The organism is Pantoea sp. NGS-ED-1003 (assembly GCF_000738765.1).
Taxonomy (GTDB): domain Bacteria; phylum Pseudomonadota; class Gammaproteobacteria; order Enterobacterales; family Enterobacteriaceae; genus Pantoea; species Pantoea septica.
On sequence record NZ_JPQA01000012.1, the window covers coordinates 55,285 to 70,266 of the forward strand.

The window sequence follows — 14,982 nt, forward strand, 5'->3', positions numbered from 1 at the left end:
GCGCAGCGTCGCAGCGCTGATGATCGAACGCAGCTGTACAGGCGATGCCCTGTCGCCACAGGCTGCGGCATAACAATTTAACACTTTAGAATCAAACGGTTAATTGCTGCTACGCTATCCGAACTGAGGATCTTGCGATGAACAACTCTCTTCACCTCAGCACCATTAAGAAAATGAACCTGCGCATCATGCCTTTTATCATGGTGCTTTATCTCATTGCCTATATCGACCGCGCCAATATCTCGGTCGCCGCGCTGCAAATGAACGCCGATCTGGCGATGACCGCCGAAATGTACGGCATTGCCGCCGGTATTTTCTATGTCACCTACATCATCTTCGAAGTGCCGAGCAACGTGCTGTTGACGCGCGTCGGCGCGCGGCGCTGGATCGCGCGCATCATGGTGAGCTGGGGCATTATCGCCGCGGGCATGAGCCTGGTGCAGACGCCGACGCAGCTCTACGTAATGCGCTTTTTGCTCGGCGCGGCGGAGGCGGGCTTTACGCCCGGCATTATTTTCTACCTGAGCTGCTGGTATCCGCGCAGCGACCGCGCGCGCGCCATGTCGCTGTTTTATATCGGCGCGGCGCTGGCGTCGGTGATCGGCCTGCCGCTCTCCGGCAGCCTGCTGAATCTGCACGGCATGCTGGGCGTCGAAGGCTGGCGCTGGCTCTTCCTGCTGGAAGGCATTCCGGCATTCGCGCTGGGCATCGTCACCTGGTTCTATCTCGACGACGCGCCAGCTAATGCGCGCTGGCTAACGGCGGAACAGCGCAGCTACCTGCAACAGACGCTGGCGCGCGACGAGCAGCACTCGGCGATACGCGATCATAACTGGCGCGTGGCGCTAAAAAGCCGGCGCGTCTGGATGCTCAGCCTGCTGTGGCTGTTGCAGGCTTTCGGTACCATCGGCATTACGCTGTTTCTGCCGATGATCGTTAAAGCGGTTGCGGCGGAGCGCAGCAACCTGACGGTTAGCCTGCTGTCGGCGGTGCCTTTTCTCTTCGCCTGCATTTTTATGTACCTTAACGGCCGCCATTCCGATCGCACCGGCGAACGAGCGCGCCATCTCGGCTTGCCGCTGATGGCAGCGGGCCTGCTGCTGCTGGCGGCGCTGGCGGCGCCGCAACAGTGGATGGCTTATCTGCTGCTGGTGCTGATGGTCGGCCTGAACTGGGCCATCACGCCGGTATTCTGGGCGGTGACCACCGAAACGGTCTCCGGCGTAGCGGGCGCCGCGTCGGTGGCGCTGATTAATGCGGTGGCGAATATCGCCGGGCTGGCTTTTCCGCCGGTCATGGGGCGCATCAAAGACGCGACCAACAGCTATAACGACGGCCTGCTGATCGTGGCAGGCGCGCTCATCCTTGGCGGCGCGCTCGGGCTGTTAGTTGGGCGTAAACGGGCGATCGAGGGCGTTGCCGCGCCGCAGCCGAAATCGAAGCTGCATCTTTAACGCTTTTGGCGTAGCGTGTGGGGCAACATTTTTAGTCAGGTTGCCCTATGCGCGAAAAACAGATCACCTTTAACCCGCGGCATCACCAGCTGACCAACAGCAACGTCTGGACCGCCGACAGCCAGTGGCTGGCCTTCGACGTGCGTCCGTCGGGCGCCTCTTTTACCAGTGACACCATTGAGCGCGTCAATGTGCAGACCGGCGAGGTCGAGGTGCTCTATCGCGCGACCGACGGCGCGCATGTGGGCGTCGTAACCGTCAGTCCGAATTTGCCGCCGCGCTATCTCTGCATTCACGGCCCGGAACATCCTGACGAGAGCTGGCACTACGATTTTCATCACCGGCGCGGCGTCATCGTGCAAAACGGCCGTGCGCAAAACCTCGACGCCTGCGACATCACGCCGCCCTTTACGCCCGGCGCGCTGCGCGGCGGCTCGCATGTGCATCTCTACAGTCCGGACGGCACGCGCGTCAGCTTCACCTATAACGATCATGTGATGCACGAGAGGGACCCGAAAGAGGATCTGCGCAACGTCGGCATCGCGCTGCCGCTGCGCGCGGTCGCGCCGATCCAACAGCATCCGCGCGAATACAGCGGCAGCCACTTTTGCGTGTTGGTCAGTCGCACCATCGCAGCGCCGCGTCCGGGCAGCGACGAGATTAACCGCGCCTATGAAGAGGGCTGGATCGGCGCGCGCGGCTACCAGAAGCCGGACGGCAGCTGGCAGCGCTGGGCTATCGCCTTTATCGGCGACACGATCTCCGCCGCTGGCGAAAAGCAGCCGGAAGTTTTTGTTGTCGATCTGCCGGAGGCGCTGGAGGCGTACGCCATGCCGGGCGACGAACCGCTGGAGGGGACGGAGAGCAGCCTGCCTGCGCCGCCTGCCGGCGTGCGACAGCGCCGGCTGACCTTTACGACGCGCGGGCTTGCCCAGCAGCCGCGTCACTGGCTGCGCAGCGCGCCAGACGGCAGCGCCATCGCCTTTTTAATGGCGGACGAACAGGATGTGGTGCAGCTCTGGACGGTGTCGCCCAACGGCGGCGCGGTGCGTCAGGTCACGCGGCTGGCGCATTCGGTGCAGTCGGCGTTTAGCTGGCATCCGCAGGGCACGGCCGTCGCCTTTATCAGCGACAATCAGGTGATGCGCTGCGATATCGAGAGCGGCGTCTGTCAGCCGCTCACCGAACGCAGCGAACAGCCGCCGAGCGGCGACGCAGTCGTCTGGTCGCCGGACGGGCGGCTGATCGCCTTTATGCGAGAGGTCGACGGCTGGCGACAGCTCTTTACTGTGTCGGCGTAGCTAAAGGATAAGGCGCGGCCTGCGCCAGATTCTCCTGCGTGTGGTTTAGCTTTTCGCTCTGAAGAATGCGCTCACGCGGGGAGTCGATTGATTTGTCGTCGTCGCTGCGCGCGTAGTCCCACGGCAGCAGCAGCGTATCCAGTACGGCGGAAAAGGGCAGATCGATCAGCGCCAGCGGCTTAAGCGCCCAGCTGCTGTTATCGTCTACCAGGATATCGGCGCTGGCGCGCGTGCCCGGATAGTAGCCCTGATTCGGGCCGGTATGCGACATAACGCTGGAACATCCTGCAAGCGCAAAGGTGCAGCAGGCCAGTGCGCCTGCCAGAGGAAATGCCTTCAATAATTTCATCTTCATCATCCCTTCAACTGTGGCGACCGCCCCGGCTGAGTTAGCTTGTCCGCTTACGTCCTCACTCTACGGCGAGGTGCGCTATGTCAGACGAAAGGTCTCCTGAGTGTATGCCACTTCAGCTGATTGGCGAAAAAAATTGCGTTTCGCCTCTTGAAACCGGTCTGAGCATACCCATTTTTAAGCTACGGACGCGCTCGGACATCGGGGCGCCGCACAACCTGTCCATGGTGGAAGGTTGCCAAAACTTGCTGAATATCAGGAGTCATTCCATGCGTAATTTTGATCTTGCTCCACTTTATCGCTCTGCTATCGGTTTCGATCGCCTGTTTAACCTGCTGGAGTCCAACCAGAACCAGAGCAACGGCGGCTATCCTCCGTATAACGTCGAACTGGTTAGCGAAAACCACTATCGCATCACCATCGCGGTGGCGGGCTTTGCCCAGAACGAACTGGATATTACCGCTCACGATAACGTCCTGATCGTGCGTGGCGCGCATCCTGAAGAGCAGACCGAACGCAAATATCTCTACCAGGGTATTGCCGAACGCAACTTCGAGCGCAAATTCCAGCTGGCCGACCACATTGTGGTACGCGACGCGCGACTGGAAAATGGCCTGTTGAGCATCGATCTGGAACGCATCGTCCCTGAAGAGGCGAAACCGCGCCGGATTGAAATTCTGAACTAATCAGAATCAACGAGAAAAAAACGCCGCCTTCGCGGCGTTTTTTTATGTCTGAGCCGCACGCCGCACCGTTAAGGATGCGTGCGCATCGCCAGGCGCTGGCTCACCAGGCCGCCGAAGACATTCACCAGCAGGCCGAAGATAATCACCGCCGCGCCCAGCATCTGCTGCGACGAGAGGCGCTCCCCCAGCACCAGCGCGGCGCTGAGAATGCCGATCACCGGCACCAGCAGCGACAGCGGCGCGATGCGCCAGGTTTCATAGCGGCTAAGCAGGTTGCCCCAGATGGCGTAACCGACGATGGTAGCGATAAAGGCGAGATAGATCAGCGCCAGCACCGTTTGCAGCGAGATGTGCGTCAGGCTGAAAACAATCGCCTCTTCTCCTTCGAACAGCCAGGAACAGGCGAAGAAGGGCAGCACCGGCACCAGCGCGCTCCACACCACCAGCGACATCACCGGCACCTTGCGATTGCGCAGAATGATCTTGTTGGTGATATTGCCCAGCCCCCACGACAGCGCCGCCGCCAGCGTCAGCATCATGGTCGTCAGCGTAATGCCTGCGGCCGACTGGCCCTCCATGCCCGCCGTCGCCAGCATAAACATCCCTAGCGTCGCGATCAGCACGCCGGCGATATGGTTCCAGCGCAGCTTTTCCGCCAGCAGCAGCGCGCCCAGCAGCAGCGTGAAAAAGGCCTGCGCCTGCAGCACCAGCGAGGCGAGCCCGGCTGGCATGCCAAGCTTGATGGCGAGAAACAGAAAGGCGAACTGGCCAAAGCTGATGGTCATGCCGTAGACCACCAGCCAGCGCAGCGGAATAGCGGGGCGAGAGACAAAAAAGATCGCCGGAAACGCCACCAGGGAAAAGCGTAGGCCCGCCAGCAAAAAGGGCGGCATGCCCTGCAAGCCGAGCTTGATCACCACGAAATTAACGCCCCACGCCACCACGACGCAGAGCGCCAGCAACATATCTTTGACTGACATAACCTTTCCTCTGCCGTCAGGCGCTAACCGCCACGGGCGTGGCGATATCGGCATAACAGGCTTCGCCTACGATACGGCGATAGTCCTCTGCGTTAAGAGCGATCGATTTTTCCAGCGCGCCGGCGTTGAACCACAGCGTGCCGACGTCGCGCAGGCGCGCATCGACGCGCAGTGCCAACCGGTCATCAAAACTAAATGGCGGCACCGCGCCCATCACGCACTCGGTCAGCGACTGCGCCATCTCGGGCGCGGCGAAGCTCGACTTTTTGCCGCCGATAGCGCGCGCGGCGCTTTTAAAATTGATTTTGCAGTCGCCCGGCACGATCGCCAGCAGAAAGCGCGATTCGGCGCCGTCCGGCATCGCGACCTCCAGCACCATTGCCTTCGCCGCCTGGTTAAGCGCATTGCCGCGCAGCGCGCTGATGGCGTCGGTCTGGCCGATGGCCTCGTGTTCTACCACGCGATAGTCCGCGTCGTGCCGATCCAGCAGTTCGGTAATCTTTGCAAATGTCGTCATCTCTTCTCCTCGTCTTGCAAGGCTGCGCGCAGGGCGTCAGCTCCACGCAATCGCGTGTTTCATTTTTTTGTCGGTCAGGCCAAAAAAGAAGCCCATCGTGATGCGGGTATCGCCTTCGACCCGATCGATCTCGTGGTAAAAGGCGGGATTAAACAGGTAGATATCGCCGCTGCGCGGCGCGAACTCGCAGGTTTCGCTCTGCATCACCACGCCGCTCTGGTAGCCGAGCTCGCCTGGCGTTTTGAAACGCTCATCGTCGGGCGACCATTTTTTGTTGAAAATGCGCAGCCCGCCGCCCGCGTTGCACTCCTGCAGGCAGACCACGCAGCTCAGCTGATGCAGGATCTGCGTCACCGCCAGGCCGGTTCCGGCCGCGTCGCGGACGATATTGTCGTTGTGCAGCGGATTGGCGACGCCGTCGGCATGAAAACGCACGATGGAACCGGCGTAGTCGCCCAGCCCTGGTTCATGGGCGGTTTGCAAGCTCTCCAGCTTTAGCGCGTGGCGCACCCACTCATAGATCTGCAGGCGCAGCGCCGCGAGCGACGGCGGCAGCGATGACGCGATGTCGCGCCATTCGGTAAAGTAGTTTTCCGGCGCGGCGGTATGTTTCGCCAGGTAGGGACCGAGCGTGGTGAGCGCGCCGTTGGGATAGTGCGACACGCGGATCTGCTCGCGGCAGCGCTGCAAATCGGTCACCACCTCCTGGCGATCTTCATCGGTGAGGAAGTTGCGCAGCACCAGCAGCGGTACGCGCGCCGTGACGATATCGTCCAGCCAGGTGCGCTCTACATACATGTTGGGATTGATCACGCGTATCTGATTAAAAATGGCCATGATGTTTACTCCCCCAAAGGAATTTCGCGTAGTTCATGGTTAGCCATGCGTCGCCAGCTGGCGGCGTCGCCCAGGGTTGGAACAGGTTCAGACGAAATGTACGTGCAGCGCTCCTGCTGCAAAACGTGCAGCGTAAAGTAGTGCGGATAGGGCGTATCCTGCGGGTGCCACTGCCAGGCCCATGCCCGGTCGCGCGTGACAAAAATCGCGTTGCCCGCGCTGCCGCCCGGCTCGACCTGCGCCAGCTTGTCGCGCAGGTAGTCGCGCGTGAAGTCGGCTGGCGTGACGCGATCCACCAGATATTCCAGGTACTCCGCCGAGTCGAAGCGAGAGGCCGCCATGCCGAGACGGGCGTAGACCTTCGGCATAAAACCGTTGTGCATCATGTACCAGCGCGTGCCTGCGCTGTCGCGCAGCAGCGGATGGGCGAACTCCAGCCCCTGGTTTTTACTCAGCGTGGCGTGGCGTACATGCACCGCCAGAAAGCGACCTTTGATGCGTTCGACATCGATATCGGGCAGCGCGTCGGCAAAGGGACCACTGCCGCGCAGCGTGCGGATCTCGCCCGCCTCCAGCCACAAACATCCCCAGCCGTTCGGATGTTCTTTTATCGGGCCGTCATGGCAGGCGGTTTCCCCGCAGCTCATGGCGCGCGCCGCCTCCAGCACCTGCGCCGCGTCGAATTCGCCCTGCGCCAGAATCATTCTGCACACAATAAATTTCCTTCTGAGAGGCGAGATGCGGTGCGCACCACGCTGTTAAAAACGGCCAGAATGTCGTCGCGACCGCCAGCCGACAGGCGCAGCGTGCCGAGTATGCCCGCATGGCGCGTCAGATCGGCATAAAGCGACGAGCGCCGCGACACCTGTAAGCCGGCAAAGGTCAGCGGCGGCAGCAGCGCCCCCTGACGATGTTCGGCAATCCAGCTTTCCGCCTGGCGCAGCTGGGCTGGCTGGCGCAGACGCAGCTGGCCGACGGCACGCGACGGCGCGGCGAAGCGCAGCGCGGGCATTTCGCCGCCGGCTTCAAGCCGAAACGCGACGGCTACCCAGTCGATGCCGGTCGCTTCTTCGACCAGGCTGGGCACGCCCATGCCGGAAAGGCGAAAGCCCATTTCAAGAAAGTGCGGCACGCCATCTACCACGATAAAATCGATATGAAAGGCGCCGAGCCGGTAGCCGAAGGTTTCGCAGCAGAACTTCATCAGGCTGGCGAACGCGGGCGGCAGCGTCTCGGCGGCGACGGCGACGTGGCCGGATTCGTAAAAACTGACGCCGCCCTGGGCGTCGCGATGTTGTTCGATCACCTTCTGGCAGCAGGTCAGGGCGTGCGGATGACCCTCATGCACCACGCCCTGCAGCGAATATTCGTCGCCGTCCAGCCAGCTTTCGACGATAAACCCGCTAAAGCTGCGGCCGCCGTAGTTCATGGTCTCTTCCAGCATCTGCACCACGCCCGCCAGCCGTTCAGGCGCCTCCACCAGCCATATGCCCAGGCCGCCGCCGCTGTCCACCGGCTTGATCACGCAGGGATAGATCAGCGCCTGGTGGGCGTCGAGAATGCTGAGCGGCGAGGCGAAAAAACGAAACTCCGGCTGTGGAAAACGCGGCCAGGCTTTTTTCAGCGCCATCCGCTGGGCATATTTATCCAGCGGGATAAAGGTGCGCGGCGCATCGGGCCCAGCCAGTATTTCCCGCACCCGGCCGGCGCTGGCGTTGTAGGCTTCAAACCCGGCCAGCACCACGCGCGGATGCTCCAGCAGCCCGGCGTGCAGGCAGGCCTGCAGCACTTCCCAGGGATTTTCCGGCCGATCAAGGCGAACGATCAGGTCAAACGGCAGCGTCAGGCTGAGCGACTGGTAGTCGACGAAATCGCTCATCTCCGCCAGTACGGTAAAGTAGCCGTCGCGCTTCGCCACCTCGCAGTAGGGGTTCTGGCTGTCGCGCGTTGCGCCTATTTGCAGAAAAATTTTTCTCATCGCTTCGCCTTACCGGGATCAGCGCCCGGAGATCACTTCGGTCACGGTATCCTGCAGGACGCCGTGGTTTACCTGAATCACCGCCTTATGCGGATCGAAGCGCAGCACGCGCGACAGCGGATCGGCGCTTTTGCCCTCCAGCAGCGAACTCACCTGACGGCTTTGCCAGCAGTGGCGCAGCTGATCGATATCCAGCCCGGAAAGCTGACCGAGCTGCTGCGCCAGCGCCGCGTCGTCGCGCTCGCCGGCGAGCAGCTGTCGAATCGCCGCTTCATCCAGCCCGATCCGCTGCTGCGTCAGCCAGCTGTGCAGCTGGCTGCCCTGGGCGATAAAGGGCGAATAGATCATGCAAATCAGCTGGGTTTCGTCGAGGTCGAACGCCTCGACGGCGAAGCGCGCCGCGCGCTGGCGCTGCTGTTCGATAGCGGCTTCGTCCTGATAGCGCGTCGCCATCTCGGCGATCAGCTGAGGCGGAAAATCTTTTTGCTTCATCAGCCCCAGCGCAAAGCGGACATATTCGCGGATGCCTTCTACGTAGCTGCGCTGCAGCAGGGTTTCCGCGCGCAGGCCGCGAATGTGCGCCATCAGCGTCGGGTTGCCGCAGTCCGATTCGGAAAAGCTGAACATCAGCGGATCGAAGCGGAAACGCATAAAGTCGTTGAGCAGCGCCCAGTGCGCGCCGGCTTCGTAGGCGGTGTCCTGATAAATATTGAAGAACAGCGGATCGCGCGTCAGCTGATGCATGATGCGGCGTGCAGGCGTGACCGCCGCCTCGCCGTGGATAGCGGCCGTGTAGCGATGCGCCACGCCGTCGAGCGTCTGCAAAAAGCCGCGAAAGCCCCGATCTTTCTCCGCCGTCGGCGCGTCGAACAGGCGCGAAAGGTGCCGCGCCCAGGCGACATAGGCGGTCTGCTCCTGCGGCGAATCGCCGGTGATAATCATGTCCACGCCGCCGTTATAGTGCGCCGCCAGGCCGAACGAGTTAACCATGCTGAGGTTGCAGGCGTTGCAGAAGGTCGAGCGCGCGTCGGCGCGAAAGCGGTGGCCGTTCATCAGCACGTCGCTGCGGTTTTGCTGGCGCACCGACTCGGGCAGGGGAAGATGACGTTCGAAAGGGCGAATCTGCTGGCCGTCGACAATCAGGCTCTCTACGAAGGCGTCATGGTGAATAGCCAGCGCGCGGTAAACGCGGTCGATATTCTCCATCACGCTGTCGCTCATGGCGGCGTGGCGGTTGGTGCTGATGCGCAGCAGAAAGGTGTCGCCGCGCTGCCGCCAGATTAACCCCTGAATGTAACGCACATAGGCCACCATATAGCTGCTGTCTTTGCCGCCGCCGTAGGCGAGCAGAACGCGGTTGCGCGACAGCTGCTCGCTATCCGGCAGCGCGGCAAGCAGACGATGAGAGCACCGTTTAGCGGAATCGATGATTGCCGGCGTCAGATAGCCTTCGATTTCTCTCATCATGGCGGACAGATTATTCATTTTTCGCGTTTTCCTTTGGCTGATAAATTCGTTTAAATGCATGGAACCTACTGATTCCATGAAAAACAGGCCATTAAGCGGTGTAGCAATGAATGCCGGAACGAAGGCAGACGACAGGGCGCCGGACGCAAAAAGCGGAGCGGCCGCGCGTCATAAATAATTAAGAGATGCAGCCTAAAGTACTTTGAATGTACTCTCTTGAATACGCACAGATCAGTACGATATGGGGTGGAACAGATGCCCGGTGAAACGGACGAGCAGGAGAGTCAGAGCAGTCGTTACCGCCAGATAGCCGAACAGATTAAGCAGGCTATCCGCAGCGGATCGCTGCTGCCCGACAGCCGGTTGCCCTCGGTGCGCACGCTGGCGACCCAGTACAGCGTCAGCCTGACTACCGCGCTGAAAACGCTGCGTACGCTGGAGGATGAGCGCTTTGCGGTGGCGAAGCCGAAATCGGGCTTTTTCGTCGCGCCGCGTCTGGCGCATAAAGAGGCGACGCCGACGCCACTGGCGCAGCCGCGGCTGGTGGCGCCGCTGGATGAACAGACGGAGATGCACCTGGCGATCCTCGGCTCGGAGTGTCGCGTTCGTCTTGACCTGGCGAACGGCGACAGCTCGCTCTATCCGGTGAAAAAGATCGGGCTGCTGATGCGTCAGATGGGATACAGCAAACCGGCGCTGTTGGGCAACACCGTTAAAGGCACCGGCTATCTGCCGCTGAAGCATGAAATCGCGCGTCGGGCGGTGGAGTATGGCTGCACTATCAGCGCCGACGATATTCTCATCACCAACGGCTGCATTGAGGCGGTGTCGCTGTCGCTGCGCGCCACGCTCAGGCCCGGCGACGTGGTGGCGGTGGAGTCGCCCTGCTACTTCGTGCTGCTGCAGATGCTGCATAATCTCAACCTGCGCGTGATTGAGGTCGACGCCGGGCCGGAAGGCTATGTCGACGTCGAAAAGCTCACCGCGCTGTTCCGCCGCAGAGCGGTACAGGCCTTTCTCACCATCGGCAACGTCAACAATCCCCTCGGCAAATCGATCCCCAACGAACAGAAGGCCTATATTGCCCGCCAGGCCGATGAGAATGACGTGGTGATCGTCGAAGACGATATTTTCGGCGATACCGCGTTCGGCGAGCGGCGGCCTTTTCCAATGCGCGCCTTTAGCCCCAACGCCATTCTGTGCAGCGGCTTTTCTAAAACCGTTGCGCCCGGCATCCGCATCGGCTGGGTGCACAGCGTCAACTACATGCGCAAGATCGCGTCGCTGAAATACACCTCGACCATGGGCACCTCGACGCTGTCGCAGGCGGCGATCGCCGAGCTGCTGCGCAGCGGCGGCTATGACGCCCATCTGCGTAAGCTGCGGCGCGAGCTGGCCGGACAGATTCAGCAGATGCGTCAGTCGCTGCTGCGCGAGTTTCCGCCGGGCACGCGCGTCTCGGAGCCGGAAGGCGGTTATGTGCTGTGGGTCGAGATGCCGCACCGGGCGCTCAACGTGCGCGCGCTGTTTCTCAAAGCGCGCAACGCCGGCATCGGCATCGCGCCGGGCCATATTTTCGCCACCGACGATCGCTACGACCACTGTTTTCGGCTTAACGCCGGCTTCGGCTGGAATGAAGAGGTCGAGCAGGCAATCCGTCAGCTGGCGCAGTGGTGTCGGGAGTCGCTGCTGGAGGCGAAAGAGGAGTGAGCGCCGGTCAAACCGGCGCGCCTCTAAAACCGCGTGTTAAAGCTATTCCGCAAACGCCTTCTCAACCTCTTCCGCCAGAATCTGCACCGCGCGCTCAATGTTCTCGGCGTCCGGCACATAGTTCATGCGCATACACTGGTGCGTGTGCGGCCACGCCTGCTCCAGGCCGGGGAAGAAAAAGTGGCCCGGCACCATCAGAACGCCGCGCGCCTTAAGCCGCTGGTAGAGCGCCTCGGTGCTGATCGGCAAATCGCGGAACCATAGCCAGAGGAAAATCGCGCCTTCCGGCTTATGTATCAGGCAGCGCTCCTCCGACAGATAGCGGCGAAGAATGGCGATGGTTTCAGTCACTTTGGCCTGATAGAAAGGTTTAATCACCGTTTCCGACAGCCGCAGCAGATCGCCGCGCTGGATCATCTCGGCGGCGATAGCAGGGCCAATGCTGCCGGGCGCCAGGCTAATAATGCCGTTCATATTGCTGATGGCGCCGATAATCTTTTCGTCGGCGACGATAATGCCGCAGCGCGCGCCGGGCAGGCCGAGCTTCGACAGGCTCATGCAGAGAATAATATTGGGATTCCACAGCGGACGCGCGTCGCTGAAAATAATGCCGGGGAAAGGCACGCCGTAGGCGTTGTCGATCAGCAGCGGCACGTCGTGCTGCTGCGCCAGCGCGTCGAGCTGCATCAGTTCGTCGTCGGTCACCACGTTGCCGGTCGGGTTGGTAGGGCGCGACACGCAGATCAGGCCGATGTCGTCATGCATCGGCAGATGTTCAAAATCGACGTGATACTTAAACTGGCCTTCCGGCAGCAGCTCGATATTAGGCTTAGCGGAAACGAACAGCCCTTCGTCCAGTCCGGCATCGGCATAGCCCAGGTATTCTGGCGCCAGCGGAAAGAGCACGCGCTTTTTACTGCCGTCGGCGCGGCGACCGGCGAACAGGTTAAACAGATAGAAAAAAGCGCTCTGGCTGCCGTTGGTCAGGGCGATATTGTTTGCGGTCACCGGCCAGCCCAGCTCGCTGCTGAGCAGCGTCGCCAGCGCGTTCAGCAGCGTGGCCTTGCCGCGCGGACCGTCATAGTTGCAGAGCGCTTCGCTCAGCTTGCCCTCGTCATGCATCTGCTGCAGCAGCTGTTGAAAATAGTCATTCATTGCCGGGATCTGCGCCGGATTGCCGCCGCCGAGCATAATGGTGCCGGGCGTGCGCAGTCCTGCGCCCATATCTTCCATCAGACGTGAAATGCCGGTGTGCTGGGTAAATTTGTCGCCGAACTGAGAAAAAGACATATATAGACGTTAAAAACATGTGACGAATGGGGAATCAACGATAACGCCCGCCAGCGGCGGGCGCAATGGGAAGGGCGGATTACTTGAGAATGTCTGGATTAACGCAGTTCTTTTCCACCTTGCCGGTCAGCGCGGCGATCAGGTTCTCCACCGCGTCCTGCGCCATGCCGTAGCGCGTCTCGTGCGTGGCGGATCCGATATGCGGCAGCGCCACCACGTTAGGCAGCGAGAAGAGCGGCGATGCGGTCAGCGGCTCCTGCTCGAACACATCCAGGCCCGCCGCATGGATGGTGCCCTCTTTCAGCGCGGCGATCAGCGCCTCTTCGTCCACCACCGGACCGCGTCCGGCGTTGATCAGGATGGCGCTCGGCTTCATCAGCTTCAGCTGCGCCGCGCTAATCATATGGTGCGTCTGCTCGGTCAGCGGCAGGCTGATGCAGACAAAGTCGCTCTCTTTCAGCAGCGTTTCCAGATCGCAGCGCTGCGCGCTAAAGCGCGACTGCGCCTCTTCATGTTCGCGGCGCGCGTTGTAGAGCACCTTCATGCCGAAGCCGAGGTGCGCGCGCTGCGCCAGCGCCATGCCGATGCGCCCCATGCCGAGAATGCCGAGCGTCTTATGGTGCACGTCGATGCCGAATTTGTCCGGCCCGATGCTTTTGTTCCACTGGCCCGCTTTCACCCACGCGTCCAGCTCGGTTACTCGGCGCGCGCTGCTCAGCACCAGCGCCATCATGGTGTCGGCCACCGTTTCGGTCAGCACCGTCGGCGTATGCATCAGCAGCACATGGCGCTGGTTGAGCGCCTCGACGTCGAAGTTGTCGTAACCTACCGATACGGTCGAACAGGCGCGCAGCTTCGGCATTTTCGCCAGCAGTTCGCCGTCGATCTTGCCGCCGGAGCCGATCAGCCCTTCGGCCTGCGCCAGCGCGTCAGCGTGCTGCTGCTGGCTTTCCGACGACAGATCTTTGATTTCGGTTACGCTGAAGTGGGCGTCGAGCCGGGCGCGCAGATCGTCCGGCAGGCTTTTATACAGAATCACGGATGGTTTCATCGTTCGCTCCCTGTAAAACGTGTGACGGGCGACACGCAGGTCGCCCGGAGAAGAGGGTCAGCGCTTACGCTTTCAGGCGTGTTTCGCGCCGTGCAGCGGCGGCGTTTTGTTTTCGGCGGGCTTGACGATCAACGTCAGCCACACCGAGACCAGCAGCGCTGCGCCCATAAAGATATAGGAGGCCGCCGGACTACCCGTCGCTCCATTAAGATAGCCGACAATCCAGGAACCGACGAACGATCCCAGCGCGCCCATGCTGTTGATCAGCGCCATCGCACCGCCTGAAACGTTGCGCGGCAGCATTTCCGGAATGATGGCGAAGAAGGGACCATAAGGCGCATACATCGCGCCGCCCGCAATCACCAGCAGCGCGTAAGAGAGCCAGAAATTGTCGGAACCGACCAGATAAGAGCCGAGGAACGCCAGCGCGCCGATCAGCAGCAGCGGCCAGACGAAGAGCTTGCGGTTCTGCATTTTGTCCGACGCCCAGGAGACGACGATCATCGCGATGGTCGCCGCCAGATAAGGCACCGCCGACAGCCAGCCCGCTTCCACCATGCCCATCTGCGTGCCGTTGCGCAGAATCGACGGCAGCCACAGCACGAAGCCGTAGACGCCGATGCTCCAGGCGAAATATTGCATGCAGAGCAGAATAACGTTGCGGTTGCGGAACGCTTCGCTGTAGTTGCGCACCGCCTTGATATTCTCCTGCTCTTTTTTCAGCTGGGCGGCCAGCGCGGCTTTCTCTTCTTCGCTCATCCAGCGCGACTGTTCGGGCTTATCCTGCACCATAAACCACCAGGCGACGGCCCAGATCACCGCCGGAATCCCTTCGAAGATAAACATTTCGCGCCAGCCGAACGCGTCGATCAGATAGCCGGAGACGACCGACATCCAGAGCACCGTCACCGGGTTGCCGAGGATCAGAAAGGTATTGGCGCGCGAGCGCTCCGACTTGGTGAACCAGTTGCTGATATAGATCAGCATCGCGGGCATTACCGCCGCTTCCACCACGCCGAGCGCGAAGCGGATCGCCGCCAGCATCGGGATGTTGCTGACCACGCCGGTTAGCGACGCGCAGACGCCCCACAGCACCAGGCACCAGAAAATCAGTTTTTTCACGCTGCGGCGTTCAGCGTAGACCGCGCCGGGGATCTGGAAAAAGAAGTAGCCGAGAAAGAAGAGCGCGCCCAGCAGCGAGGACATGCCCTTGGTGATGCCCAGGTCGTCGTTGATGCCGGCGGCAGAGGCGAAGCTAAAGTTTGCGCGATCCAGATAGGCCAGACTGTAGGTGATAAACACGATGGGCATGATATACCACCAGCGTTTCGGCGCGATTGTCTGCGTTTTCATGCGGTT

At 61.3% G+C, this 14,982-nt stretch carries 14 protein-coding genes; 4 read left to right on the plus strand and 10 right to left on the minus strand.

Going from position 1 to position 14,982, the window contains the following annotated elements; translation table 11 throughout:
- Window positions 1-137: 137 nt before the first annotated feature.
- Both JS46_RS20870 and JS46_RS20875 read left to right on the plus strand, forming a co-directional pair.
- Window positions 138-1,454 carry an MFS transporter gene (locus JS46_RS20870; protein ID WP_033755454.1) on the plus strand — a complete coding sequence of 439 codons (1,317 nt, stop codon included), beginning with the start codon at window positions 138-140 and terminating at the stop codon, window positions 1,452-1,454.
- A 47-nt stretch (window positions 1,455-1,501) separates the two neighbouring features.
- Window positions 1,502-2,755, plus strand: a complete 1,254-nt coding sequence (locus tag JS46_RS20875) for a DUF3748 domain-containing protein (protein WP_033755456.1) — start codon at window positions 1,502-1,504, stop codon at window positions 2,753-2,755.
- On the opposite strand, the gene JS46_RS20880 is transcribed toward JS46_RS20875, so the two are convergent.
- Window positions 2,739-3,104 (minus strand): YceK/YidQ family lipoprotein, encoded by a 366-nt coding sequence (locus tag JS46_RS20880; protein ID WP_033755458.1) that lies wholly within the window; start codon window positions 3,102-3,104, stop codon window positions 2,739-2,741. The two genes, JS46_RS20875 and JS46_RS20880, sit on opposite strands and share 17 nt — an antisense overlap.
- 272 nt (window positions 3,105-3,376) lie before the next feature.
- On the opposite strand from JS46_RS20880, the gene ibpA reads away from it, so the two are divergent.
- The gene (gene ibpA, locus JS46_RS20885; protein WP_033755460.1) at window positions 3,377-3,793 is read left to right on the plus strand and encodes a small heat shock chaperone IbpA; all 417 of its coding nucleotides are present in this window, start codon (window positions 3,377-3,379) and stop codon (window positions 3,791-3,793) included.
- A gap of 68 nt (window positions 3,794-3,861) precedes the next feature.
- On the opposite strand, the gene JS46_RS20890 is transcribed toward ibpA, so the two are convergent.
- From JS46_RS20890 to JS46_RS20915, 6 genes are read right to left on the minus strand one after another with little or no spacing between them, the layout of a single operon-like run.
- On the minus strand, window positions 3,862-4,773 hold the full coding sequence (locus tag JS46_RS20890) for an EamA family transporter (protein WP_033755461.1): 912 nt from the start codon (window positions 4,771-4,773) through the stop codon (window positions 3,862-3,864).
- Between the two features lie 16 nt (window positions 4,774-4,789).
- Window positions 4,790-5,290, minus strand: a complete 501-nt coding sequence (locus JS46_RS20895) for a YbaK/EbsC family protein (protein ID WP_033755463.1) — start codon at window positions 5,288-5,290, stop codon at window positions 4,790-4,792.
- A 36-nt stretch (window positions 5,291-5,326) separates the two neighbouring features.
- Entirely contained in the window at window positions 5,327-6,127 is an 801-nt protein-coding gene (locus JS46_RS20900) for a hypothetical protein (protein ID WP_033755466.1), read from the minus strand.
- 5 nt (window positions 6,128-6,132) lie between these two features.
- Window positions 6,133-6,831: a class II glutamine amidotransferase gene (locus JS46_RS20905; protein ID WP_033755469.1), complete on the minus strand. Its 699-nt coding sequence runs from the start codon at window positions 6,829-6,831 to the stop codon at window positions 6,133-6,135.
- Window positions 6,828-8,105, minus strand: coding sequence for an acetyl-CoA carboxylase biotin carboxylase subunit family protein (locus JS46_RS20910; RefSeq protein WP_033755472.1), 1,278 nt, complete (start codon window positions 8,103-8,105; stop codon window positions 6,828-6,830). The genes JS46_RS20905 and JS46_RS20910 overlap by 4 nt, the downstream gene beginning before the upstream one ends.
- A gap of 18 nt (window positions 8,106-8,123) precedes the next feature.
- Entirely contained in the window at window positions 8,124-9,590 is a 1,467-nt protein-coding gene (locus tag JS46_RS20915) for a hypothetical protein (RefSeq protein ID WP_033755474.1), read from the minus strand.
- 237 nt (window positions 9,591-9,827) lie between these two features.
- Here JS46_RS20915 and JS46_RS20920 point away from each other — a divergent pair, with 237 nt between their 5' ends.
- A complete protein-coding gene (locus JS46_RS20920; RefSeq protein WP_033755477.1) occupies window positions 9,828-11,282 on the plus strand; it encodes a PLP-dependent aminotransferase family protein in 1,455 nt (484 codons plus the stop codon).
- A 42-nt stretch (window positions 11,283-11,324) separates the two neighbouring features.
- Here the strand turns inward: JS46_RS20920 and JS46_RS20925 are convergent, their stop codons facing one another.
- The 3 genes from JS46_RS20925 to JS46_RS20935 form a co-directional block, all read right to left on the minus strand.
- Window positions 11,325-12,572, minus strand: coding sequence for a valine--pyruvate transaminase (locus tag JS46_RS20925; protein ID WP_033755478.1), 1,248 nt, complete (start codon window positions 12,570-12,572; stop codon window positions 11,325-11,327).
- A 79-nt stretch (window positions 12,573-12,651) separates the two neighbouring features.
- Entirely contained in the window at window positions 12,652-13,623 is a 972-nt protein-coding gene (ghrB, locus tag JS46_RS20930) for a glyoxylate/hydroxypyruvate reductase GhrB (RefSeq protein ID WP_033755480.1), read from the minus strand.
- Between the two features lie 72 nt (window positions 13,624-13,695).
- Window positions 13,696-14,976, minus strand: a complete 1,281-nt coding sequence (locus JS46_RS20935; protein WP_033755482.1) for an MFS transporter — start codon at window positions 14,974-14,976, stop codon at window positions 13,696-13,698.
- Window positions 14,977-14,982: the final 6 nt, after the last annotated feature.

Excerpts from the sequence above, each read along its gene's own strand:
- JS46_RS20935 (WP_033755482.1), bottom strand. The coding sequence starts at position 14,976 with ATGAAAACGCAGACAATCGCGCCGAAACGCTGGTGGTATATCATGCCC.
- JS46_RS20925 (WP_033755478.1), bottom strand. The coding sequence starts at position 12,572 with ATGTCTTTTTCTCAGTTCGGCGACAAATTTACCCAGCACACCGGCATT.
- JS46_RS20875 (WP_033755456.1), top strand. The coding sequence starts at position 1,502 with ATGCGCGAAAAACAGATCACCTTTAACCCGCGGCATCACCAGCTGACC.
- JS46_RS20890 (WP_033755461.1), bottom strand. The coding sequence starts at position 4,773 with ATGTCAGTCAAAGATATGTTGCTGGCGCTCTGCGTCGTGGTGGCGTGG.
- JS46_RS20880 (WP_033755458.1), bottom strand. The coding sequence starts at position 3,104 with ATGAAATTATTGAAGGCATTTCCTCTGGCAGGCGCACTGGCCTGCTGC.
- JS46_RS20905 (WP_033755469.1), bottom strand. The coding sequence starts at position 6,831 with ATGATTCTGGCGCAGGGCGAATTCGACGCGGCGCAGGTGCTGGAGGCG.
- ibpA (WP_033755460.1), top strand. The coding sequence starts at position 3,377 with ATGCGTAATTTTGATCTTGCTCCACTTTATCGCTCTGCTATCGGTTTC.
- JS46_RS20920 (WP_033755477.1), top strand. The coding sequence starts at position 9,828 with ATGCCCGGTGAAACGGACGAGCAGGAGAGTCAGAGCAGTCGTTACCGC.
- JS46_RS20900 (WP_033755466.1), bottom strand. The coding sequence starts at position 6,127 with ATGGCCATTTTTAATCAGATACGCGTGATCAATCCCAACATGTATGTA.
- JS46_RS20895 (WP_033755463.1), bottom strand. The coding sequence starts at position 5,290 with ATGACGACATTTGCAAAGATTACCGAACTGCTGGATCGGCACGACGCG.
- JS46_RS20870 (WP_033755454.1), top strand. The coding sequence starts at position 138 with ATGAACAACTCTCTTCACCTCAGCACCATTAAGAAAATGAACCTGCGC.
- JS46_RS20910 (WP_033755472.1), bottom strand. The coding sequence starts at position 8,105 with ATGAGAAAAATTTTTCTGCAAATAGGCGCAACGCGCGACAGCCAGAAC.
- ghrB (WP_033755480.1), bottom strand. The coding sequence starts at position 13,623 with ATGAAACCATCCGTGATTCTGTATAAAAGCCTGCCGGACGATCTGCGC.
- JS46_RS20915 (WP_033755474.1), bottom strand. The coding sequence starts at position 9,590 with ATGAATAATCTGTCCGCCATGATGAGAGAAATCGAAGGCTATCTGACG.